Source organism: Novosphingobium marinum, assembly GCF_013408095.1.
Classification (GTDB): Bacteria; Pseudomonadota; Alphaproteobacteria; order Sphingomonadales; family Sphingomonadaceae; genus Novosphingobium; species Novosphingobium marinum.
Genome location: NZ_JACBZF010000001.1, coordinates 834,411 through 857,732 on the forward strand (window position 1 = coordinate 834,411; position 23,322 = coordinate 857,732).

Sequence of the window (23,322 nt, forward strand, 5' to 3'; positions counted from 1 at the left end):
TATGTCAGATGTCGTCCGGCTTCTTGCCGCCGGGGCCGTAGATGAAATCGTCGATGACCTTGTGGAAGTGCCGGATGCGTAGCTCCTGGTCGCCGATCCACAGGCCGGGAAAATAGTCGGACTGCATGCCCTGCTGCACGAACGGCAGGTTGAAGGCGTCCTGGTCGAGCACCTGCCCGATGGTCTTGTCGCCGTGCTTGAAGCGCTTGTGCCTCACGCGCTCGGGCCACTCCTCGCCGTCCGGGACGAGTTCGAACATCCAGATGTCGTAATACATCTTGTTCGGATCGGTCGCGTGCGGGCGCTGGCGGAACATCATGATGTCGTCGGCGTGCACGTTGAGCGAGACGTTGGGGAAAATCGTGTAGTGATAGTCGTCGGTCAGCTGCTCGTCGTGCAGTTCCGAATAGTCCTTGCCCTGTTCCGGCCCGTTTTGGCGCTTGAACAGCTGGACGTCGCGGCGGATGTCTCCGACCCGGCCGGTGTACTCCGCCGGATCCATGCCCGCGTTCACCATGATTTCGTAGATCGCGGGCGGGATCTGGCTCGGCATGGCGACGCGCGGGCTGATCGCGGCGAACGGGATCAGGTAGCGGTTGTGCTTGCCGTAACAGTCGATCTGGACGTTGACGTCGTCGAGGTACCACTTGAGCTGCGGGTGGATGCCCTGCACGTGATAGGTTTCGTTGAACGCGTCGACCGAGGTCTTCCAGTTGCAGTCCCATTCGACCGTGATGTCGCGCTTCCATGCCATCCGTTCGGGGTGATACGGCTCGATGTGCTGCTTGAGCGGATCGATGAAATCGTCGAACGGCTCTACATCGGGATTGAGCGAGAACCAGACGAAGCTGGCCCATTCGACGCACGGGAGCGACGGCAGCGTCATTCCCGGCGGGCCGCCCTGGTGGAATGTGCACATGTCGGGGATGTGGTCGAGATTGCCGTCGAGGCCGTAGGTCCAGTGATGGTACATGCACTGGAAGCGCTCGACGTTGCCGATGCCCTCGGGACGCAGCCTGTTGCCGCGATGGAGACAGACGTTCGGGAAGCAGCGCAGCGAACCGTCGTTCTGGCGGACGAGCAGCACGCTTTCCTTGCCGATGTCGGTGCAGATGTAGTCGCCCGGTTCTTTCAGATCGTCGGCACGCCCGCCAAGCAGCCAGGTCTTGGTCCAGATGCGATCCCATTCGAGCTTCATGAATTCTTCGGAATAGTATCGCTCGGCCGGGATCAGCTCGGTGCCCAGTTCCGGGTCGGGGGCCTTCTCCACGGGAGTGCCGTTCCCGGCCTTCTCGGGATCGTCGCGCCAGACCTCCTGGACGCGCTTGACGTCCATCCTGGTCTGGTCCCAGCCCATGACGTGCTTGTTCATCAGAAGTTCGTCCGGTTCGTGTAGCCGCCGTCGACGACGAGGTTGGAGCCGTTGCACCAGCTCGCCGCGTCGCTGGCGAGGAAGACGATCGCGCGCGCCACTTCCTCGGGCTTGCCGAGGCGGCCCATCGGCTGCTGGCGAAGCTGGGAGTTGTAGAACTTCTCCATCGTGCCCTTGATCATGTCCCAGTTGCCCCCCTCGAACTCGATCGGTCCTGGGCAGACGACGTTGACGCGAATGCCGTCCTTGCCGTGGTGGAGCGCAAGCTGCTTGCCCCATGTGAGCAGCGATCCCTTCATGGCATTGTAGGCCATCGGTCCGCCCATCGCCTCGAGCGCCGAAGTCGTCGAAATGAGAACGATCGATCCGGACTGCTGCTCCGTCATCGTCTCGATCACCGCGTCGACGGCGCGCACCGGGCCGAGAACGTCCACCTCGAACGCGTTGTGCCAGTATTTCTCGCTGCCGAGGCCGCCACCTGCGGAACTGATCGGGATGAGGATATCGACCCCGTCGAGCTCCTCAATCGCCCACTCGAACCAGGCCTTGTAGTCGTCCGCGTTCTTGGCGTTGACGGGCTTGCCGATAATCTTCGTGCCGTACTTGCCGAGTTCGGCGACGGCGTCCTTCACCGAATCCTCGCTGCGGGCGCAAAGCGCGATGTTGCAGCCTTCGCGCGCCAGGATTTCCGCGACCGAATAGCCGATGCCGCGTGCCCCGCCGACGATGATCGCTTTCTTGCCCGATAGTCCGAGGTCCATGTCTTGCCCTTTCGCCAGCTTCGTTTCGGAGGATCGCGGCTCGAACCATTGGCGGCCCTGCACGAAGCATGGACGTTCCAGGCAACGCCTTGCGCCTGCAGCCTTCCTCTCCCGACCGGTATTATGGGACCGCGCGGGGGCAACGCAATAAAAAACATTCACGCATGCTTTTTCTCGCGGGATTATTGGTCTACCGTCCTCGTTCTGAAAGGCCGGGGTGGCCGTACCGGGACAGGAGCACGTGGGAGCAAGCGCGAAAAGAGCACAGGCGGTCGAGGCGGCCACGGTGGCGGCAAAGCCGCGCTCGCACCAGGCGAACAAGAGCGCCGCGACGCGCAAGCGCCTGATCGACGCTGCCATAAAATGCATCGTCAAGCACGGCTATGCCGATACCACGACATTGCAGGTGGCGAACGAGGCAGGCCTTTCGCGCGGGGCGATGCTTCACCATTTCGAGAACGGTCGCGAGCTCATCAAGGCGACCGTCGCCGAACTGCACGAGCGGCGGCTCAATGCCTTCCGCCGCGCGGCGGAACGCAATGCCGAAAACAGCCGCGGCATGGTCCGCGATTACTGGAGGCAACTGCAGAAACCGGGATTCGTCGCTTTCCAGGAGCTGGCGATGGCTGCCCGCACCAATGCCGAGCTTGCCGAAATCCTGCACCCGATGCAGGTCGAATTCCGGGAGCGGCTGCACGAGCTTGCCGTGCAACTCTTCCCCGAATGGCAATCGCGGCCCGAACAGTTCGAACTGGCGATGGCACTGGCCCAGACCCTGACCGAGGGCGCGGCGACGGCATTGCTGACAGGCGCGCTCGAACCCGAGATGGTGGAGCCGCTGCTCGACGAGCTTGAACACAGGATCGTGGCCCTGCGTCCCGGCGCGAAGAACGACAACGTCTGAACGCCGGACCGGGACCTGAATCGAGAATTGGAGAGAGGATTATGAGCGGTCGTGGAGCCGGCCCGCTGGCCGGCGTTACGGTGCTGGACCTGACCAGCGTCCTGATGGGGCCTTATGCGACCCAGATTTTCGCAGACCTCGGCGCCGACGTCGTCAAGATCGAAAGCCCCTCCGGCGACACCACGCGCTATATCCCGCCCGGTCCCGATGCGGACCGGGGCGCGATGTTCCTAAACGTCAATCGCGGCAAGCGCAGCCTCGGCCTCAACCTCAAGACGGAGGAGGCACGCGCGGCGCTGCTCCGGCTGGCAGCGAAGGCCGACGTCTTCGTGCATACCATGCGCTCGCAGGCGATCGCTCGGCTCGGTCTCGACTACGCAGCGCTGAAGGCGGCGAACCCGCGCATCATCTACTGCAACATGTACGGGTACGGCCGGAAGGGTCCCTACCGCGATCACCCTGCCTACGACGACATCGTGCAGGCGGCGTCGGGGATCGTCGACCTGCAGGCGAGCCTTAGCGGTGGTGAGCCGACATATGTCGCCAATGTCATCGCCGACAAGGTGGCGGGCCTTACCGGGGCCTACGCGGTCATGGCGGCGCTCTATGCGCGCGAGAAAACGGGCGAAGGGCAGGAGATCGAAGTCCCGATGTTCGAGACGATGGTGTCGTTCTGCGCGACCGAGCACCTGTGCGGTTCGCTGTTCGATCCCCCGCTTGGCCCTCCGCACTATCCGCGCGCCACGTCCGAAGCGCGCCGCCCCTATCGCACGGCGGACGGCTACGTCGGGGTGATGATCTACAACGACAAGCACTGGCGAAACTTCTTCCGCGAGCTCGGCGATCCCGACTGGTCAAAGGACCCCATCTTCCAATCGATGCGGACGCGGACCGAGAACATCGGCACCGTCCTTTCGCGCGTCGCCGAAGTGCTCGAGACCAGGAGGACTGCCGAGTGGCTGGACATCTTCCGGCGCGCCGAAATTCCCGCGACCGCGATCGCCTCGCTTACCGAACTCCTCGACGACGAGCACTTGCGAGAGGTCGGGTTCTGGGAGCGCCGCGTGACGCCGATGGGCACGCTGCGCTTTCCCGGCATCCCGACCTCGTTCTCGGAAACGCCCGGCGCGATCGGGGATCCCGGGCCGGCGCTGGGGGCGGACAACGACGCGCTTCTGCGGGAGGCGGGATACACCGACACGGAAATCGATAAATTGCGGTCGAAGGGAGCGATAACGGGATGAGCGGAGCAGACGCACACTGGGATGCCGCACTGGCGGAAGGCCGCATACTTCTCCAGCGCCCGATATCGGGCGGACAGGCGATCTTCCCGCCGCGCATCATGGCGCCGGGTTCGGGCGACAAACTCGAATGGTTCGAGGCTTCGGGCGACGGGGAGGTCTATTCGGTCACCTGGGTGCAGCAAAAGCCCCCGAAACCTGCGTACAATGTCGTGATCGTCGAACTGGCCGAGGGCGCGCGGATGATGTCGCGCGTCGAGGGCGTGGACGAGGACGCGCTGCGCATCGGCATGCCCGTGAAGGCCCGCATCGCGGAAACCGAGGACGGCCCGGTCATCGTCTTCGACGCGAAGGAGAACGCTCATGGGTGATACCTTCGCTACCGGAAAGGTCTCGGTCGCCGGCGTCGCCACGTTCGGCGTCGGGGAAGCGCCGGGCTACTCGACGATCGAGCTTGCCGCACAGGCCACCAGGATGGCGATGGCCGACGCAGGCGTGAGCCTGCCGCAAGTCGACGGGCTGTTCATCTGCCTTCCGGACGACCTCTTCTCCGCGCTGTCGCTCGCGCAGTATCTCGGCATCCATCCGCGCTTCACCGACAACAACCGAAATGGTGGATCGTCCTTTCTGAGCCATCTAGTCACCGCCTGCGCGATGCTCGATGCCGGATACCTGGATTGCGCGGTGATCGCCTACGGATCGAACCAGCGTTCGAGCGGGGGCAAGCTTGCGACGCCGGCAGGTGCGGACAGGTGGGATGCGCCGTACAGGCCCCGCTACCCGGTTTCGCTCTATGCGCTGGCGGCGGCTCGACACATGCACCGGTACGGCACCACGCGCGAGCAGCTTGCCGAAGTCGCCGTCGCCGCGCGGCAATGGGCGAACACGAACCCCGAGGCGTTCGCGCAGGGTCCGCTCACGGTCGAGGATATCCTTGCCACCCGCATGATCAGCACGCCGATTTCGGTCGGCGATTGCTGCCTGGTGACGGACGGTGCGGCCGCGCTTGTGCTGCGCCGGACCGAAGATGCCCGGCAGGGTCAGGACGCGCCGGTGCCGATCCTCGGCGCGGCAGCAGCCACCTGGTACAACTCGGTTACGCAGGCCGAGGACCTGACTGTCACTTCGGCCAGGGAATCAGGCGCGCGTGCACTCGCCATGGCGGGGCTGACGCCTGCCGACATCGACGTAGTCCAGCTTTACGATGCCTTCACGATCAACACGATCCTGTTCCTCGAGGACCTCGGCTTCTGCAAGAAGGGCGAAGGCGGGGATTTCGTGTCGGGCGGTCGGATTGCGCCGGGTGGCTCGCTGCCCGTGAACACGAACGGCGGAGGCCTGTCGTGCTGTCATCCGGGCATGTACGGCATGTTCACCATGGCCGAGGCGATCCGCCAGATGCGCGGCATCGCTGCGAACCAGATCGAGGGCGCCGAGACCGCCCTTGCCCATGCGAACGGCGGCACGCTTTCGGCTCAGGCGACGGTAGTGTTCGGCTCACCGGCAACGGTTTAGCCGGACCACTCGTCAGGCAAGCTGGAGTTCGTCGATCAGGTCCTGGCGCAGTTTGAACTTCTGGATCTTCGAGGTCGACATCGGCCATTCGCTCACGAAGCGGACGTGCCGGGGGACCTTGAAGCTGGAAATCTTGCCCTTGCAGTGCTCGATAAGCTCCTGCTCGGTCGCGGACTTGCCCGGTGCCAGCTCGACGAAGGCGGCGGGCACTTCCGAATAGCGATCGTCGGGCAGGCCGACGACCTGCGCCAGTTTGACCGCCTCGTGCGTCTGCAGCATCGATTCGATCTCCGCCGCGGCGACGTTCTCTCCGCCGACCTTGAGCATGTCCTTGGTCCGGCCGTGGAACATGACGTTGCCGTTGGCATCGATCGAGCCGATATCGCCGGTGTAGAACCAACCGCCGCGGATCGCTTCGGCGGTTTTCTCGGGCGCGTTGTAATATCCCTTGAGCATGTTCGGCCCGCGCAACGCGATCTCGCCGCGGTTGCCTGCCGCGCAGTCTTCGCCCGTTTCGGGATCGACGATGCGCATCTCCCATTCCTCGAGCGGAGTGCCGCACTTGCCCGTGCGAACCTCGTAACTGTCGGACAGGCGGCTCGTCGAGACGGTTCCGGCGCCCTCGGTAAGGCCATAGGTCCCGACCTGGATCGTGTGCGGCATCGCCTTTGCGACCGCGTTCTTGATCCACTCGGGCTGTACCGCGAAATTCGAATTCATCACGCGAAGCTTCGACAGGTCTGTCTTGTCGAAAGTGTCGTGCGTGATGAGGTCCTGCATGATCGTGACGAAACTGGGATAGGCGATCGTCGCGCCCTCCCGGCCGAGCATCTCCAGAGCGACTCCCGCATCGAAATACGAGACCGTCAGGTAGGCGCCGCCGATATCGAGGATCATCGTCATCGGCAGGATTCCGGCGATGTGATAGATTGGCAGCGGCGACCAGACCTTGTCTTCGCTCGTGCATTCGTAGCGCTTGCCGAGGTTGCGGCTGTTGCCGACCTGCGAGCGGTGCGCGATCATCGCGCCCTTCGGATTCGCGGTGGTCCCCGACGTATAGAGCACCATCGCGGTGTCTTCGGCGTCGACGTCGTCGATCCGTGCATCGATGACCGAATCCTCGATCCCCTCGCCCCTTGCCAGCGCGTCCTTCATCGGCACGAGGTAGGACGGGCAGCTCGCATCGAGGCAGATGATGGTGCGCAGCGCGGGGGCTTCGTCGAGCTTGAGGTGTGCCGCGTCCGTCGCGTCCTTCAGTGAAGGAAGCGCAGTGGCCAGCCTTTCGCCGAAGTCGAGGTTGTCGGTGATCCTGCCGGTGGTCACGATGGCGACAAGGTCGGCATCGCGCGCGACGAAGCCCAGTTCGTGCGCCTGGTAGCGCGCATTGACCGGCACGGCGACCGCACCGATCATCACGATGCCGTAGAATGCCTCGATGAATTCGGAGCATGTCGGAAGCAAGAGGCCGACGTGCTCGCCGGGGCGAACCCCCATCGCGACGAAAGCCTTCGCCCAGCGGCGCGCGGATGCCTCCAACTGGGCGTAATTCAGCCTGCGGTCGGGAAAGACGATCGCATCCCGGTCCGCGAATCTCGCTGCCGATGCCCGCAGCATTTCGCCCATGGTGTAGATCGGCTGTGCTTCGCCCATTGTCCTCTCGCCTTCGCTTCTCATGCCCTTCGCTCGCGACGGAGCGATCGTTGTGTTCTGGGGGCGAACTTATCCATGCCGATAAAAAAGACAATCATTCATGTCTTTTTTATCGGCATGATGCACAATCGGGCGGATATTACGGGCATTCTTGCACAGAACCGCAAACGCTCGCTAAGAACAGGCGCGAGAGGTGCGCAAGCGCGCGACAATAACAGGACAGGCGCAATGGCCCTACCCCGCACGAAGACCGAGAAGGAAGGCGAAGTCGCGCTGGCCCCTCGCAACGCCGGGACGCTGCAATCGGCGAAGGCGGCGCAGACGCGTGCAAGGCTGATCGACGCCACGATCCGCTGTCTCGTCAAATACGGCTATGCCAAGACGACGACACCGCGCGTTGCCGCCGAAGCAGGCCTGTCGCGCGGGGCGATGATGCATCATTTCGAAAACAGCGCCGCGCTGGTCAAGGCGACGGTGATCGCACTGCACGAACGTCGCCTGCGCGCGTTCCGCCGGGCTGCGGACAAGCCGCAGCATGAGGTCGGCGATCTCGTCGCGGCCTATTGGCGGCAGGTCCAGAAGCCTGCCTTCATCGCTTTCCACGAACTTGCCGTCGCTGCCCGGACCGATCCCGACCTCGCGCGGATCATGAAGCCGTTGCAGGAGGAATTCACCGAACGGTTCAATGCGCAGGCCGAGCAGCTTTTTCCCGAATGGGAAGGTGCGCGGCGCGAGTTCGACCTCGCCATGAGCCTTTCGCAGACCATCCTCGAAGGCATGGCGATCGCGGTCGAGACCGGTGCGATGAGTCGCGAGAAAGTGGAGCCGCTCCTGCGCAACCTCGAGGATCAGATTCGCGCGCTGATGCCCGGCGACAATCGCGCGTGACCGGCCGTGCCCGGCGCGCGGTACAAAAAATCAAACCTGTTTGTCTTTTTTGATCGGTGCGATTAGCCTCCGCGCAAACAAGGGAGGGGTGACGAGACGCGCCCCGCGGGAGCAGGAGAGGACGACCTTGAGCAATTCCAATGTGCCGCCGCCGAAGATCTTCAAGCCGGAGGACGGCGATCCCGGTCGCCCCAAGCGCGGGATGGACGAGGACGCGATCAAGACGCAGCCGACGATCTTTCGCGAGGACCTGCTTGAAGGAAAGACCGTGCTGATCAGCGGCGCGGGCAGCGGCATGGGCAAGGCGACCGCCTACCTCGCTGCCAAGCTAGGCGCCAATGTCGCGATCTGCGGGCGCACCATGGAAAAGCTGGACAGCACAGTCGAGATGATCCGCGACGGGCTCGGCAAGGAGATCCTTTCGGTCCAGACCAACATCCGCTCGCCCGAGGAAGTCGAGGACCTGATCGGGACGGTGCACGACCACTTCGGCGGCCTCGACACGCTGGTTAACAACGCAGGCGGACAGTTCCCGCAGGACGCGATCGACTTCAGCCGCAAGGGCTGGCTCGCGGTCATCGACACGAACCTCAACGGAACCTGGTGGATGATGCAGGAGGCGGCCAAGCGCTGGCGCGCGGACGGCAAGCCCGGCAACATCGTCAACATCGTCGCCAACATCGAGCGTGGCATGCCGCAGGCGGCGCATACCTGCGCGGCCCGCGCGGGCGTGATCTACCTGTCGAAGACGCTCGCCACCGAATGGGCGCAATGGGACGTGCGGGTAAACTGCATCGGCCCCGGAGTGATCGAGACCGAGGGCTTCCGCATGTACCCCGAAGAAGCGCTCAAGCGCTTCCACAAGGCGAACCCGATGAAGATGCGCGGCAATGCCTGGGACGTGGCCGAGATGATCGCCTACCTCGCCTCGCCTGCGGCACGGTTTATCAACGGCGATCTCATCATCATCGATGGCGGACAGGCCCAGTGGGGTGTCATCTGGCCGGCGGGAATGCCTGACTATTTCAACGAATCGGGAGCCGCCTGAGCTTTCGCCGAACAAAGAACGAGCAGCAGGAGAGATACATGGGCCGGGTTCAAGGCAAGGTCGCGCTGGTAACCGGAGGCGGCTCCGGTCTCGGCGCCGCCGATTGCGAGGCGCTGGCGCGCGAGGGCGCGACCATCGTGGTGACGGACGTCAAGCTGGAGCCGGCGCAGGCCGTCGCCGACCGCATCGGCAACGGCGCGATCGCGCTGACGCTCGATGTCGCGCAGGAAGACCAGTGGATCGCCGTCATGGGCGAGATCGAGAAGCGGTTCGGCCGTCTCGATATCCTCGTCAACAATGCCGGCGTGGTGCTTGTCGCCGACGTCGAGGAGACCACGCTCGAGCAGTATCGCTGGGTCAACGCGATCATGAGCGACGGCGTATTCCTCGGCTGCAAGTACGCGATTCCGCTGATGAACAGGAACGACGGCGGTTCGATCATCAACATGTCCTCTACCGGCGCGCTGCTCGGCTACCCGATTTTCCTCGCCTACTCCGCCGCCAAGGGCGCGGTGCGGTCGCTGACCAAGTCGGTCGCGGTGATGTGCCAGGAAAAGGGGTACAAGATCCGCTGCAACTCGGTGCACCCCGGCGCGATCGAGACGCCGATGGTACAGAGCGCCGAGGGCCGGGAGGCGAAGGACGTACCCGAACAGGGCGTACTTCCGCCTGGCACTCCGGGCCATCCATCCGACATCGCGGCGATGATCGTCTACCTCGCGTCCGACGAATCGCGCTTCGTCAACGGTGCCGAGATGGTGGTCGACAACGCGGTTACCATCCGGCCGTTCTGACGTGGCGCCGCAGCCGTTCCGCATCGAAATCCCGCAAGCGGCGCTCGACGACGTTGCGCAGCGGCTGGAGCGGGCGCGGCTGCCGCACGACTACGCCAACGAGGACTGGTCGTACGGCACGCCGACCTCGTACCTGCGCGAACTCGTCGACTACTGGCGCGACGAATACGACTGGCGCACGCAGGAAAAGGCGATCAACCGCTTCGACCATTACCGCGTAGAGGTCGACGGACTGCCGATCCATTTCATCCGGGCTCCGGGAAAGGGCCTCGCGCCGCGCCCGCTGATCCTTTCGCACGGCTGGCCGTGGACGTTCTGGGACATGCACGAGGTAATCGGCCCGCTTTCCGACCCGGCGGCGCACGGCGGCGATCCCGCCGATGCCTTCGACGTGATCGTCCCGTCGATGCCGGGGTTCGGCTTCTCCACCCCGCTGACGCGGACCGGGATCAACTTCTGGTCGACCGCCGACCTCTGGCACGAACTGATGACCGGCGTCCTGGGCTACGAGCGATATTTCGCTGCCGGGGGCGACTGGGGCGCGCTCACCACGAGCCAGCTCGGCCACAAGTTTGCCGCTTCGGTCGATGCAATCCACATTTCCACGGTCGCGCCGCTGAGCCTGTTCGGACACGAGCGCCCGTGGGACGTCACCGGCGGGATGCTGGCTCCGGACGGACTGTCCGAAGACGAGCGCGAGGCCTTTCTCGCCTGGCAACGCCGGATCGCCTCGCACGTCTGCGTGCAGGTCCTCGATCCGCAGACCCTTTCGTTCGGAATGCACGATTCGCCGGCGGCCCTGCTCGGCTGGCTGGTCGAACGGCGCAGGACCTGGGGCGACGCGCGCGAAGGACTGGACAAGGCTTTCGGCCGCGACTTCCTCATCACAACCGCGATGATCTACTGGCTGACCGAGAGTTTCGTCACCTCTGCCCGCTTCTATGCCGAGGCTGCGCGCCATCCCTGGGTTCCGTCGCACGATCGCGCGCCGGTAATCGAGGCTCCGACCGGCATCAGCCGGTTCACGCATGACGGTACCACGGGGCTCGGAGCCGGGCTGGAGAGCCAGTTCAACCTCGTGCTCGACCGCACGCACAATGTGGGCGGGCACTTCGCGCATGTCGAAGCGCCCGAGGCGGTCGTCGCGGATATCAGGGAGACGATGCGACCCTATCGCTGAGCGACGGGCCGCCATCGCTCTCAGCTTTCGAGCCAGCGATCCAGTTCGACGTGGAAGTGGCGCAAGCGCGCTTCCTGCTCGCACCACAGCGGGCCACGGAAACCTCGCGAACGGGCGCCCTTCTGCACGCTGGGCAGAAGGTCCGAATCCTGGTCGAGCACCTCGCCCATTCCGGGCGGCTCGCCAAGGCCGGTATGCGCGATCTCGGGACGGGTAGCGCCGGTCAGGTCGACCTCATCGCCCAGCCCCATCCAGCCCGGCGCGCCATAGCCGGGCGCGTCGACGTGACGGTACATGATCGTCGTGTCGTAGGTGAATTTCTCCGGATCGTCCTCGTAGGGCTTGAACCGGTGCAGGAAAACCGCTTCCGGGTGGCAGCCGATCTGCGCGTTGGGAAACAGCCCGAAAATCGTGCTGTCGGTGAGCTGCGCGTCGGAAAACCGGTCGTAGTCGAGCCCCATCTCCTTCGCGCGCTTGCGCTTGGCGAGCGCTACCGCGGCGCGGCTTTCCTGCGCAGTGCCCTCGAAGCTGTCCGGATCGACTCCTGCGTCCTTCAGAAGCATTGCGATGCCCGGATTGATGCCCTCCTGGTCGGAGAAGTGCGAGTTGGGCTGCGCCATCGGCACGAACTGGCGGCTGAACCCGCGTTCGTAGAGGTCGATATGCGTGCGATCGTCGATCACGCCCATCGTCTGCGGATGGATCGCATGGAGGTGATAGCTTTCGTAGAACGCGTCGATGCCGCCCTTCCAGTTCGCCGCCCAGTCCGACCGGCGATGCTGGACCACGTGCATCTTGTCAATCTCGTAGGTCTCGATCAGGGACAGGATCGGGGCGAGATATTCCTTCAGCGGCGGGGCCTCGTCCGACATGCAGATGAAGACGAGGCCGGCAGCTTCATCGGCCCGGATCGTCGAAAGGTCGGTACCGTGGCACAGGACCTCGGGACGGAACGTTTCCTCGTCCGTGACTTTGATGTTGCTGCCGTCGAGGCCGAACTGCCAGCTGTGAAACGGACAGGTGAAGCTGTCCTGGCTTCCCATCTCGGTGGTGACCAGCTGGCTGCCGCGATGCGGACACACGTTGTAATGCGCCGCCAGCGATCCGTCGTTCAGGCGAACGACGATGAAGCTTTCGGGTCCGATATCGAACTTGAACCAGTCGCCGGCTTCCTGAAGGTCGCTGGACGGACCGGCGAGCAGCCAGGTCTTGGTGAAGACCTTTTCCCACTCGCGATCGAAGAATTCCTTCGAGGTGTACCGCGAGGGATCGGGCCGCTCGGACCCGTTGTCTATCGGTTCGGCATGGCGGTCGAAGGGATGCTCCGAATCCTTGTGAACCGCCCAGCTTCTGGGATCGTAGTTCACCATTCACCCCGGTTCATCATGCGATCGAGCTCGCCGTGGAAGTGGCGCAGGCGACCCTCCTGTTCGCTCCACAGCGGCCCCCGGAACCCGCGCGAGCGCGCGCCCTTCTGGACGATGGGGAGCAGGTCGGAATCCTGGTCGAGCACTTCGCCGAGACCCGGCGGCTCGCCCAGGCCCGTATGGACGATCTCCGGCCGAGTCTCCCCCGAAAGGTCGGTTTCGGGGCCAAGGCCCATCCACGCGGGCGCGCTGTATCCCGGTGCATCGACATCGCGATAGAGGATGCAGGTGTCGTATGTGAACTGGTTGGGATCGCTCTCGTGCGGGAGGAAACGATGGAGGAAGATCGCTTCGGGGTGACACCCGATCTGCGTGTTCGGGAAGATCGAGTACACTACCGAGTCGCTGAGCTGGCTGTCGCTGAACTTCTCGTAGCCGAGGTCGAGATCGTCTGAGCGCTTGCGCTTGGCCTGCTGCACGGCAGCGCGAGTTTCGGCGGCAGTTCCCTGGTAAGTCTCAGGATCGATCCCGGCATCGCGCAGCATGAGCTGGATGCCCGGGTTGACCGTCTCTTGGTCGGGGTAGCGCTCGGCAGGCTGCGCGAACGGCACGAACTGCCGGCTGAGGCCGCCTTCCCACAGATCGATCTGCGTGCGGTCGTCCATCAGGCACTGAGTCTGCGGGTGAACGGCGTGCAGGTGATAAATCTCGGCGAAGGCGTCGACGCCGCCTTTCCAGTTCGCCCCCCAGTCGGACTTGCGATGCTGCACGACGTACATCTTGTCGATGTCGTACAGCTCGAGCTGCGGCAGGATCGGCGCGAGGAATTCCTTCAGCGGCTTGATGTTCTCGTCCATCGAGATGAACACGAGGCCGACCGCCACTTCACAGCGAACCGAAGTGAGGTTGCGGTCATGGCAAAGCACTTCCGGACGGAAAGTCTCTTCATCGGTAACCTTGGTATTGTGCCCCTCGAGGTCGAACTGCCAGCTGTGGAACGGGCAGGTAAATTGCTCGACAGTGCCGAAGTCGCTCTCGACAAGTTGGCTGCCGCGGTGCGGGCAGACATTGTAGTGCGCCTTGATCGCACCGTCCTCGCCGCGAACGACGATGAAGCTTTCGGGGCCGATGTCGAACTTGAAGAAGTCGCCCGGCTCGGGAATGTCGGATGCCGGACCGGCCAGCAGCCAGCTCCTGGCGAAGACCTTCTCCCACTCCTCATGCGCGAACTCGTCGTCGTGATAGCGCGCCGGCGAAGGACGGTCAGTGCCGTTATCGATCTTCGGCGCACGCTTGTTGAACGGGTGCGGCGTGCCGACGTGAATGTTCCAGTCTTCGAAATCGAGCTTCATCATCTGTCCTCTCCGTCGTTGACGGGTTTCGATCTGTCGCCCTGCTCTTGCGGCAGTGTTGGCTTTACCCGCGAGCAGTGGAACCTCCGGGAATAGACACCCATTAAAAAACATGCATGATTGTTTGGCAAGGGCAATCGGACAAAATGCGCCCTGATTGCGACACGGGAGAGTATACACGATGAGCAATATCTACGGCGACGTGTTCCAGGTAGCCTACGTGGTCCCGGATCTGGACAAGGCGATTGCGCACTGGACGGAAAAGCTGTGCGTCGGTCCGTTCTTCACCTTTCCGCTTCCCCTGCCGTTTTCGTACCTCAAGATTCGCGACGACGATGTTGCGGGCGACACTCCCGTCTTCGGCGGCGTCGCGATATCGTTCAGCGGCGACATGATGATCGAGCTCATCCAGCCCGGCGAGGCGCACACGACCTACACCGAGTTTCTCGAATCGGGGCAGAGCGGCATCCACCATTTCGGCACCTTCACAGACCGGTTCGACGACGTCCTCGCCGATGCCCGGTCGCGCGGGACCCCGTTCCTTCTGGAAGGCGCTTTGCCGATGTCGCGGTTCGTCTATCTCGACACGTACGAGAAAGGGCTTTCGCCGATCATCGAGGTCGTCGAGCCGCATCAGCCGATGCTGGACACCTTCGCTATGATCAAGGACGCGGCAAAAGGCTGGGACGGCAAGGACCCGGTTCGCTCGCTCTGAATTGGTGGACGCCGCGCCCCGGCCGGGCGCGGTGCCTGCTCACTTACCCATGTTGGGCTTCACGGTCGAAGCCGATTCGCTGTCGTTCCTGCCCGAACGCAGCATCTCGGCACGCGCCCGCACATACTGTCGCAGACCGGCCAGTTCCCTGTCGGTGAGTTCTCCGTAAGCGGGCATGCCGTTCGGCACGAGAATGCCATCGCGCACCACAGCGCGGAACGCCTGCTCGTTGGCTGCAATCATCGAGGTCCGAAGATCGGGTGCCGTGCCCCCGGCGATCGCACCGGTACCGTGGCAGACCGCGCACCGCATGTTGAATATGCCCTCGCCAAGTTCGGCAAGTTCGGGGTTCGGCATGTAATCGGCATCGGGAAAGGCCACGGGAGTGTAGGGCTCGTTTTCGGGCAGGGTCTTGTCGCCGCCAAGCGCGAACGTGAGCACGCGGCGCTTCTGCATGCGATAATCGATGCCGTACTGCTTGAACATCGGTCCGAAAAGGCCCGCGCTCGTGCCGATCCCGGCGATGACGGTCACGTACTGCTTGCCCTTGTGGCTGTAAGAGATCGGAGGCGCGACGACGGGCGCCTTCGCATCGTACTGCCATGCCTTTTTGCCGGTCCCGGCATCGTAGGCAGTGAAGCTGCCGTCGGGCTGGCCGTGGAAAACCAGGTTGCCGCTGGTACTCAGGACGCCGCCCGTGAGGTGGACGGGCATCGGCAGTCGCCAGCGCGGCTCCTGCTTCACCGGGTCCCAGGCGATCAGCCACCCCGTCACGTCCTTGCCGCCGTCGCCGATCGCGTATCCGACGCCGGGGGAAAGTCCCATGCCCTCGGTGAACTCGAAATTCTCGGGCGTGATCCCGGCATCGTCGAACGTCACTTCAAGGTCGATTGCCGGGATGTAGACAAGGCCGGTGTCGGGGCTGAATGCCATCGGCATCCAGCTGTGCGCTCCGAGCGGTGTCGGCCGGAAGGTGACCGGTCCGCCTTCGTATCGCACGCCTTCGGCCTCTACGGGACGACCGGTTTCGAGATCGATCCGCTCCGCCCAGGTCACCTCGACGAACGGCTCGGCCGAGATCAGCTTACCGTCGGTGCGATCGATGACGTAGAAGAAGCCGTTCTTGGGCGCGGTCATGACGACCTGGCGTTCCTCGCCGTCGATGACGAGGTCGGCCAGTTCCATGTCCATCGAGGCATTGAAGTCCCAGCTTTCGCCGGGATTGATCTGGTAGTGCCACTTGTACTCGCCGGTCTTCGCATCGAGAGCGACGATCGAACACAGGAACAGGTTGTCCCCTTCCCCCTGCGAGCGGATCTTGTGGTTCCACGGCGCGCCGTTGCCGGTGCCGAGAAGGATCTGGTCGTTCGCCTCGTCGTAGGTGATCGAATTCCAGACCGCACCGCCGCCGCCCAGCTTCCACCATTCGCCTGACCAGGTCTTCGCGGCCATTTCCATGGCCTCGCTTTCAAAGCCGTCGGCGGGGTTGCCGGGGACGGTATGGAACTTCCAGAGATATTCGCCGGTGTCGGCATCCCACGCGGTCACGTAACCGCGTATCGGGCCGCTGTCGGCCCCGCCGTGCCCGATGATGACCTTGCCGTCGAACACGCGCGGCGCGCCGGAGATGAAGCGGAGCGCGTCGTCTTCCAGCGTCTTGGCCGTCCACACCGGCGCGCCCGTTTCCTCATCGAGCGCGATCAGTCGTCCGTCCTGCGTCGCGGTGATGACCTTGCCGTTCCAGTAGGCGATGCCACGGCTGCCCCAGCCCTGCCGCAGCTTCATGCCCGACGCCTGCGGGGCCTTGGGATCGTGAGTCCACTTCACCTCGCCGGTTTCTACGTCGATGGCGCGGATCACGCTGTAGCCGGTGGCGGTATAGATCGTGCCGTTCACTTCGATCGGCCCGGTCGCGGGGTTGCCCACGGGCAGGTCCAGCGCCCAGACCAGGCCCAGCTCGTCAACGTTGTCGGTGTTGATCTGGTCGAGCGGGCTGTGGTGCTGCTCGCCATAAGTGCGCCCGAAGGCAGGCCAGTCGCCGCCCGCGCTGTCGTCGCTCAGCTCGGCAAGCCATTCGGGCGTGCCTTGCTGGCCGGTAGCGCCGGTGGCGAAGGTGCCTGCAAGGGCGACGGCGGTTGCGATGCCCAGGGCAAGGCGGGTCCTGCTCGGACGGGTGGCAAGCGAACGGGTCTTCATAAGTCTCTTTTGATCCAGTGTGCGTGATCGGGCGGTGAACGAACCTCAGCGCATTCCGAGGTAGCGTTCGAGCTCGGCGTGGAAATGCCCGATGCGCTGCTCCTGTTCGGAGAGGATTGCGCCCTCGTAGCTCTGGCTCTCCACCCCGCGCTGGACGTCGCGGAACAGCGAAGCATCCTGGTCGAACAGTTCGCCGAGGCCGCCCTCTTCCCAGTCGATCACCTCGATCTGCGCCGGTTCCTTGCCCGAGATATCCCAGCCTTCGGGCAAGCCCATGTAGGCAGGCGGAAGGATGTCCGGATTGTCCTGCGGGTGCATCATGACGATGACGTCGAAGATGAACTTGCGCGGATCCGACGGATGCGGCCGGAAGTAGAGCATGCTGATCCCTTCCGGATGGATACCCATCTGGATGTTCGGGAAAATGTCGTAGTTCCAGTCGTCGGTAAGCTGGTTGTCCGTAAAGCGCGAATAGTCGATGCCGAGCCGGTCGGCGCGCTCGCGCTTTGCCTTCTGGATCGCGGGGCGGACGTCTTCCATGCGGCCCTCGAACGAGTCGGGATCGAGGCCGACTTCCTCCATCATCGCCCTGAGCACGGGATTGAGGCCCTCATGCTCCATGCGCGGGCTCTGATGCGCGAACTTCGTGGTCATGCGGCTCATGCCGTTGGGGAAGAGGTCGATCTGCGCGTGGTAATCGTTGAAGACCGGCAGGATCTGCGGATGGATCGAATGGACGTGATAGGCCTCGTTGAACCCGTCGACGCCGATCTTCCAGTTCGATTCCCACACCGCCTGCACGCGGCGCATGATCCGCATGTCGGCAATGCGGTAGGGTGCTGCATGCTCGGCAAGCGGGCCGATCTGCTCGATCAGCGGCCTTGCCTCGTCGTCCATGTTGATGAACACGAAACCTTCCCAGGTATCGCATCGCACCTCGCGCAGGTCGAGGTTCCGGCACAGGGCCTCGGGCCGGAAGGTCTCGCGGTCGGTGACTTCGGCGTTCTTCCCGTCGAGATCGAAGCGCCAGTTGTGGAAGCGGCAGACAAAGCCTATCGGTCGCGATCCGTCGGCATCGTCGACAAGGCGGTTACCGCGGTGCGGGCAGACGTTGTAGAATGCGCGGATTTTGCCGTCGTCGCCGCGTGCGACGACAAAGCTTTCCCGGCCGATCTCGAACTGCACGTAATCGCCCGGCTCCGGAATGTCCTCGTCGCGGCAGGCCCAGTTCCATACCTTGGGCCAGAGCAGCGCGCGCTCCTTTTCCATCCATTCGCGCGAGTAGTAGCGGTCTGGCGAGATCGGGCCGCAGCCATTGTCGACGAACGGCTGGCTCGCGCCGAAATCGTCGGGAGCCGCCTTCGGATCGACGACCCTCTCGCGAAGGTATTCTTCGAGGTTTGCTTCGGGCATGGGGGATTCTCCGGAATTCTATTCGTTTGCGACCCGCCTCCCCCCAAGAACGGGTCCGGCCCCCGGCAGGCAAACCTGCGCGGGGGCCAAGCCTGTTACATGTTTTCGCCGAACTTGAAGCCGACTTCCACGCCGAAGTAGCGCGGCGGGCCGTACTGGGCATTCTGCCACAGGCCGGCAACGTTCTGGATGGCGACCTTGTACCGCTCGTCGGTCAGGTTCTGGCCGATCAGGCGGACGTAGTACTTGTCGTCCACCTGGTTCAGCGTGATCGACGCATTCACCAGAGTACGGGCGTTGAGGTAGGTATTGCCGTCCGGATCGGTGATCGCCTGCGTATTGAGGTTGCGACCGACATAAGCGACCGAACCGTTCAGCGTCAGGTCGAATTCCGACGTAACCGGAACCTCGTAGGTGCCGTTGACCGTCCATTGCCACTTCGGCGCGCGGTCGAGCGGGGCGGTCGCGAGATCATAGCCTGCGCCAGTCGATTCGTAACGGTTGTACTTGCCGTCCTGGTAGCCAAGCACGCCGCGTAGGGTGAAGCCCTCGAACGGATTGGCCGAAGCCTCGACCTCGAGGCCCTTCACCTCGGCGCTCGCCGCGTTGACAAAGGTGGTCAGCTGGTTCGGCTGGCCGTTCACGATGATCGGGACGTTCAGCTGCTTCTGCAGGTCCTTGTACTTCACGTAGAAGGCCGTGACGTTGAGGCGAGCGCGGTTGTCGAGGAACTCGGACTTGAAGCCGGCCTCGAAACTGTCGGCTGTTTCGGGATTGGTCGGTTGCGCCGCCACGCGGAAGGCATCGAGGTCATCGCCGAACGCGCCGAAGTTACCGGCCTGGTCGTTGAAGCCGCCGCCCTTGAAGCCGTGCGAATACGTTCCGTAGATATAGAGGTCGTCGGTCGCTTCGTAGCTGATGCTGGCCCGGTAGGTCGGCTCGCTCCAGCTGCCATCAACGCTGATCACGCCCGCCGGATAGTCGAAAACGTTGGCGTCGAGCGGCGTGTTGATCTGGCCGGGAAGCGAGGGATCGAACCCACCATTGAGCGCTTCGTAGAAGACCTGCTGGCGACCGAACCAGGTCTTGTCTTCCCAGGTGTAGCGTCCGCCTGCCGTAATAGAGAGGCGATCGGTAACCTCGAAGGTTCCTTCGACGAACACGGCCTTCGACGTGGCGTTCTGCGCATTGCACAACGTGTAGATCGTATCGTTCCAGTTGCCGAAAGGCAGCGGACCGTTGGTCAGGTCGAGGAAACCCAGAAGCTGCGGCACACAGAACGAAGTCTTGTCCTTCTGGTAGAAGCCGCCGGCAACGAAGTTGAACGGTCCTGCGAAGTCGCTGGCGAAGCGGAGTTCCTGCTGCCAGGTCTTGCGATCATCGTCGCGGCTGGCATCGAAGAACGAAAGATACGTACCGTCAGGTGCAACCGCGGTCGCGCCGGCATACGAGTTCGGAATGCGCGAACGCTGGAACCGGTACCCGGAGACCGAGGTGAACGTACCGAAGTCCGCATCGAACTCGAGGTTGGCATAAATGCCGTCGACGTAGATTCGCTGGCCCTTCTGTAGGAACAGCCCGCCGGCATTGCGGCCGGTGTAGGCAGCATTGTCGAGCGGATCGTTGCTGTTCGGATTCGGCCTGATCGTGCCGAGAAGATCCGAAAGGAACGGCACCGTACCGGTATATTCATCGTTCACGTTGACCGAGGGAACCACGTCGGAATCGTCGCGGAAGAATTCGTACTGGATCAGCGCCTCGAACCGGTCGCTGGGCTGGACGAGCAGCTTGGCCCGCGCGGAAATCACGCTGGTCCCGCCAAGCGTCTCTCCGTCGAGACAGCCCTCGACACCGTCGAACTTGCTCGGAACGAAACCCTGGACGGGGCCGTAGCAGGCGCCGTTCTTGTAATAGCCATCCGAGGATTCGTACCCGGCCACGAGGCGGAGCGCGGCGATGTCGCCGATCGGCAGGTTGGCCGAGCCCTTCATGTTGAACGTGCCGAAGCTGCCGACCTCGACCTGCGCCTCGGCACCGACGTAGTTCATTTCCGGTCGCTTGGTGCGGATGGTGACCGCGCCGCCCGTCGTGTTCTTGCCGAACAGGGTACCCTGCGGACCGCGAAGAACCTCGACCTGTTCGATGTCGAAGGTATCGAGAAGCTGGGTCTGCACCGACGGCATCACGAAGTCGTCGACGAGGACGGCCACAGGCGGTTCGTAGTAGATGATGATCGAGGTCTGGCCGACGCCCCGCATGGCGAACGAGGCGGCATTGAAGTTGGCGATCGTGGCGGCCGAGAAGTTCGGAACGAACGCGGCAAGGTCGCCGACATCGCGCGGCGCCGACTGCTGGATAAGCTGCGTGTCGACCGCCGAGACTGCGACTGGCGTGGTCTGCAGGTCGGTGGCGCGACGCGTAGCCGTGACGACGATCTCGTTGAGGCCGCCGCGCATCGTGGGTTCGGGCGCCGGACCGTCGTCGACGGGGCCTGCCGGAACCGTCTCGGGCCCGGCCTGATCGATGCTGTCCTGCGCATACGCCGGTGCGGACATTCCTGCCGCGACCAGAGCGATCATGCACGTCGAACGATAAAGACTGGTAGCTTTCATCCCCTGCTCCTCTCCTTTGGATCCCCGCCATTACCTGCGGGTGATGCAGGTTTGATAACAGCATGTCGGACATTGGCAATCAATCATGAATGTTTTTTTCCGCAGAAATCCGCATGGGTGTGGCAAGAAAGGCGCACGCGGACCCGCCGGGCAAAGGCAAACATGTTTGTTTTTTTCTCCTGTCGGCTTATCCTCCCTTCGAGGAATGACTCCGCGAAGGAGCGAACTGGGAGAGTGACAATGGCTACCACCGCAACCGCAAGCGCGGTTTCCGACGCCGACATCGAAGACCTGCTCGCGCGGCGCGACATCTACCACGTCCTGACGACCTACTGTCGCGCGCTCGATCGCGCGGACGTCGAGCTCATGAAAAGCGTCTACTGGTCAGACGGATCGGACTCGCACGGCGTCTTCGACGGCAATGCAGCCGAATTCGCCGAATTCATCGTCCGCGAAATCCAGGAGTGGTTCGAGGTGACGATGCACGGCATCATGAACGTGCACATGGAAGTCGACGGCGACCGCGCAGCGACGGAAACCTACCTTTTCGCCTACCACAAGGTTCGCGAGGACAAGGGCGAGGAAATCTTCGGTTCGCGTTACATGGAGCGCTTCAAGGGCGGCGGACTCGATCCGAAGCACCACCATTTCTTCTTCGGCGGGCGCTATCTCGACAGGTTCGAGCGGCGCAACGGCGAGTGGCGCATCTTCCGGCGCGAGGTCGTTATGGACTGGAACGAGAGCCGGCCCTCGAACGAAATCCTCGACCAGGGCATGTTCGCGACCCTGCGCCCGCTTGGCGAACGCGGCGCGGGCGACCCCGTCTGGAACAACAAGCCGTGAGCGCGGCACGCGAACGCCTTGCAGAACTCGTTGCCGTACGCGACGTCTACGACGTGCTGACCCGGTACTGCCGCGCGCTCGACCGGGCGGACCTGGAACTCATGGAGACCGTGTACTGGTCCGACGGAGAGGACATACACGGCATCTACTCCGGCAATGCCGGGGAATTCGTGCCGTTCATCATCTCGGAGATCACGAAGTACTTCACGATGGGCACGCACTGCCTGCTCAACGTGCAGATCGATGTCGATGGCGACCACGCGGCAAGCGAGAGCTACCTCTATTCGGCCTGCCGGGTGCGCAACGGCATGGCAGAAGACATGCTGGGATCGCGCTATTTCGGGCAGCTTGCGGGCAAGGGCCTCGATCCCGATCACGAGATGTTCGTGATGGCGGGCCGATACCTCGACCGGTTCGAGAAGCGCGACGGCGAATGGCGCATCCTGCGCCGCATGGTCGTGATGGACTGGAACGCCAGCCACGCTTCCAACCAGATCCTCGACCAGGGGATGAACGAGACGCTCCGGCCCATCGGTGAATGGGGCAAGGGCGATCCCGTCTACAGGATCGCAAGCTATCTGGAAGGCACGAACGCATGAGCGACATGGAAGCCCGCATCGCCAGGCTCGAGGCCGAATCGCAGATCCGCCAGCTAATCGCGCACTACTGCTTCGATATCGACGATCGCAATATCGAGGCGGTGCGCAACCTGTTCACCGACGACGGCATCCTGAAGTCCGCGGACGGCGTCATGTTCGCGCAAGGGCCCGACGCGATCATCGAGCAGTATCATGGCCGCTTCGACGTTCTGGGCCCCGGTCACCACTTCATGCACGACGTGCAGATCGACTTTGTCGGCGACGGATCGGTCGAAGCGACGGGGCGCGTATCGGGGCACGCCGAGCTTAAGCGCAAGGGCATGATGATGGTTACGGCGCTGCGCTATGCGGACAAGTACCGGAACACACCGGCAGGATGGAAATTCGCCGAGCGTGAAATCCAGTTCCTCTACTATGTCCCGGTGTCCGAATATCCCGGTATCCTGCTGCGATCCGACCGCAATCTCGCCTACGACGAGCCCGGACCTGCCGATTTCCCCGAGCGGTTGCCGAGCTGGATCGAATATCACAAGTCGCGCCCAGGCGCCTGAGGAGAAACGAAAACATGGCCTACAGTTTCCTGTCCCGGTTCAGGATCAAGGACGACAAGCAGGAAGAGTTCATCGCGCTTGCCCGCAAGATGGAGGAGCAGGCGCCCAAGGAGCCGGGGACGCTGCATTTCCAGTTCTTCCGCCTGTCCGAACCCGGCATGTTCGCCGTGCTCGAAAGCTTCGTGGACGAGGCGGCGGACAAGCAGCACATGGAGTACGAGATCAACAAGCCGCTTATCGACGGCATGATCGCGTGCATGGACGGCAGCTACGAGCGCGAGCTTCTCCACGATCTCGAACCGCATCCGAAGGACTGAGCCG

General features: G+C 63.4%; 21 protein-coding genes. 13 read left to right on the top strand and 8 right to left on the bottom strand.

Annotation, left to right across the window (positions count from 1 at the left end):
• Nucleotides 1–4: 4 nt before the first annotated feature.
• Nucleotides 5–1,372: an aromatic ring-hydroxylating oxygenase subunit alpha gene (locus tag FHS75_RS04020; protein WP_229735482.1), complete on the bottom strand. Its 1,368-nt coding sequence runs from the start codon at nucleotides 1,370–1,372 to the stop codon at nucleotides 5–7.
• On the bottom strand, nucleotides 1,372–2,133 hold the full coding sequence (locus tag FHS75_RS04025; protein ID WP_179406402.1) for an SDR family NAD(P)-dependent oxidoreductase: 762 nt from the start codon (nucleotides 2,131–2,133) through the stop codon (nucleotides 1,372–1,374). The genes FHS75_RS04020 and FHS75_RS04025 overlap by 1 nt, the downstream gene beginning before the upstream one ends.
• 217 nt (nucleotides 2,134–2,350) lie before the next feature.
• Between FHS75_RS04025 and FHS75_RS04030 the strand changes: the two genes are divergently transcribed.
• The 4 genes from FHS75_RS04030 to FHS75_RS04045 are packed head-to-tail and all read left to right on the top strand — an operon-like array spanning nucleotide 2,351 to nucleotide 5,793.
• Complete coding sequence (locus FHS75_RS04030) at nucleotides 2,351–3,037, top strand: TetR/AcrR family transcriptional regulator (RefSeq protein ID WP_229735483.1); 687 nt, start codon at nucleotides 2,351–2,353, stop codon at nucleotides 3,035–3,037.
• A 41-nt stretch (nucleotides 3,038–3,078) separates the two neighbouring features.
• Complete coding sequence (locus FHS75_RS04035) at nucleotides 3,079–4,281, top strand: CaiB/BaiF CoA transferase family protein (protein WP_179406403.1); 1,203 nt, start codon at nucleotides 3,079–3,081, stop codon at nucleotides 4,279–4,281.
• Nucleotides 4,278–4,649, top strand: a complete 372-nt coding sequence (locus FHS75_RS04040) for a Zn-ribbon domain-containing OB-fold protein (protein WP_179406404.1) — start codon at nucleotides 4,278–4,280, stop codon at nucleotides 4,647–4,649. Before FHS75_RS04035 ends, FHS75_RS04040 begins: the two co-directional genes overlap by 4 nt.
• A complete protein-coding gene (locus tag FHS75_RS04045; protein ID WP_179406405.1) occupies nucleotides 4,642–5,793 on the top strand; it encodes an acetyl-CoA acetyltransferase in 1,152 nt (383 codons plus the stop codon). Before FHS75_RS04040 ends, FHS75_RS04045 begins: the two co-directional genes overlap by 8 nt.
• A 12-nt stretch (nucleotides 5,794–5,805) precedes the next feature.
• On the opposite strand, the gene FHS75_RS04050 is transcribed toward FHS75_RS04045, so the two are convergent.
• The gene (locus FHS75_RS04050; RefSeq protein ID WP_229735484.1) at nucleotides 5,806–7,443 is read right to left on the bottom strand and encodes a class I adenylate-forming enzyme family protein; all 1,638 of its coding nucleotides are present in this window, start codon (nucleotides 7,441–7,443) and stop codon (nucleotides 5,806–5,808) included.
• Between the two features lie 228 nt (nucleotides 7,444–7,671).
• Here FHS75_RS04050 and FHS75_RS04055 point away from each other — a divergent pair, with 228 nt between their 5' ends.
• From FHS75_RS04055 to FHS75_RS04070, 4 genes are all read left to right on the top strand, one after another.
• A complete protein-coding gene (locus FHS75_RS04055) occupies nucleotides 7,672–8,331 on the top strand; it encodes a TetR/AcrR family transcriptional regulator (protein ID WP_179406406.1) in 660 nt (219 codons plus the stop codon).
• Nucleotides 8,332–8,533: 202 nt separating this feature from the next.
• Nucleotides 8,534–9,379: an SDR family oxidoreductase gene (locus FHS75_RS04060; RefSeq protein WP_179406574.1), complete on the top strand. Its 846-nt coding sequence runs from the start codon at nucleotides 8,534–8,536 to the stop codon at nucleotides 9,377–9,379.
• Nucleotides 9,380–9,417: 38 nt separating this feature from the next.
• Nucleotides 9,418–10,173: an SDR family oxidoreductase gene (locus FHS75_RS04065; protein ID WP_179406407.1), complete on the top strand. Its 756-nt coding sequence runs from the start codon at nucleotides 9,418–9,420 to the stop codon at nucleotides 10,171–10,173.
• Nucleotide 10,174: 1 nt separating this feature from the next.
• Nucleotides 10,175–11,353: an epoxide hydrolase family protein gene (locus FHS75_RS04070; protein ID WP_179406408.1), complete on the top strand. Its 1,179-nt coding sequence runs from the start codon at nucleotides 10,175–10,177 to the stop codon at nucleotides 11,351–11,353.
• Nucleotides 11,354–11,373: 20 nt separating this feature from the next.
• Here FHS75_RS04070 and FHS75_RS04075 read toward each other — a convergent pair whose 3' ends face one another.
• Together FHS75_RS04075 and FHS75_RS04080 are read right to left on the bottom strand one after the other, a co-directional pair.
• Nucleotides 11,374–12,720: an aromatic ring-hydroxylating oxygenase subunit alpha gene (locus tag FHS75_RS04075; protein WP_179406575.1), complete on the bottom strand. Its 1,347-nt coding sequence runs from the start codon at nucleotides 12,718–12,720 to the stop codon at nucleotides 11,374–11,376.
• Nucleotides 12,717–14,072, bottom strand: a complete 1,356-nt coding sequence (locus FHS75_RS04080) for an aromatic ring-hydroxylating oxygenase subunit alpha (RefSeq protein WP_179406576.1) — start codon at nucleotides 14,070–14,072, stop codon at nucleotides 12,717–12,719. Before FHS75_RS04080 ends, FHS75_RS04075 begins: the two co-directional genes overlap by 4 nt.
• Before the next feature lie 181 nt (nucleotides 14,073–14,253).
• On the opposite strand from FHS75_RS04080, the gene FHS75_RS04085 reads away from it, so the two are divergent.
• Nucleotides 14,254–14,787 carry a VOC family protein gene (locus tag FHS75_RS04085; protein WP_179406409.1) on the top strand — a complete coding sequence of 178 codons (534 nt, stop codon included), beginning with the start codon at nucleotides 14,254–14,256 and terminating at the stop codon, nucleotides 14,785–14,787.
• 39 nt (nucleotides 14,788–14,826) lie between these two features.
• Here the strand turns inward: FHS75_RS04085 and FHS75_RS04090 are convergent, their stop codons facing one another.
• From FHS75_RS04090 to FHS75_RS04100, 3 genes are all read right to left on the bottom strand, one after another.
• Nucleotides 14,827–16,983 (bottom strand): PQQ-dependent dehydrogenase, methanol/ethanol family, encoded by a 2,157-nt coding sequence (locus tag FHS75_RS04090; protein WP_179406410.1) that lies wholly within the window; start codon nucleotides 16,981–16,983, stop codon nucleotides 14,827–14,829.
• Nucleotides 16,984–17,028: 45 nt separating this feature from the next.
• On the bottom strand, nucleotides 17,029–18,396 hold the full coding sequence (locus FHS75_RS04095) for an aromatic ring-hydroxylating oxygenase subunit alpha (RefSeq protein ID WP_179406411.1): 1,368 nt from the start codon (nucleotides 18,394–18,396) through the stop codon (nucleotides 17,029–17,031).
• Between the two features lie 95 nt (nucleotides 18,397–18,491).
• On the bottom strand, nucleotides 18,492–21,008 hold the full coding sequence (locus tag FHS75_RS04100) for a TonB-dependent receptor (RefSeq protein ID WP_179406412.1): 2,517 nt from the start codon (nucleotides 21,006–21,008) through the stop codon (nucleotides 18,492–18,494).
• A gap of 240 nt (nucleotides 21,009–21,248) precedes the next feature.
• Here FHS75_RS04100 and FHS75_RS04105 point away from each other — a divergent pair, with 240 nt between their 5' ends.
• The 4 genes from FHS75_RS04105 to FHS75_RS04120 are packed head-to-tail and all read left to right on the top strand — an operon-like array spanning nucleotide 21,249 to nucleotide 23,318.
• Nucleotides 21,249–21,851, top strand: a complete 603-nt coding sequence (locus FHS75_RS04105) for a nuclear transport factor 2 family protein (RefSeq protein ID WP_179406413.1) — start codon at nucleotides 21,249–21,251, stop codon at nucleotides 21,849–21,851.
• On the top strand, nucleotides 21,848–22,450 hold the full coding sequence (locus FHS75_RS04110; protein WP_179406414.1) for a nuclear transport factor 2 family protein: 603 nt from the start codon (nucleotides 21,848–21,850) through the stop codon (nucleotides 22,448–22,450). The genes FHS75_RS04105 and FHS75_RS04110 overlap by 4 nt, the downstream gene beginning before the upstream one ends.
• Nucleotides 22,447–23,001: a nuclear transport factor 2 family protein gene (locus FHS75_RS04115; protein WP_179406415.1), complete on the top strand. Its 555-nt coding sequence runs from the start codon at nucleotides 22,447–22,449 to the stop codon at nucleotides 22,999–23,001. Before FHS75_RS04110 ends, FHS75_RS04115 begins: the two co-directional genes overlap by 4 nt.
• A gap of 14 nt (nucleotides 23,002–23,015) precedes the next feature.
• Complete coding sequence (locus FHS75_RS04120; protein ID WP_179406416.1) at nucleotides 23,016–23,318, top strand: putative quinol monooxygenase; 303 nt, start codon at nucleotides 23,016–23,018, stop codon at nucleotides 23,316–23,318.
• Nucleotides 23,319–23,322 lie beyond the last annotated feature (4 nt).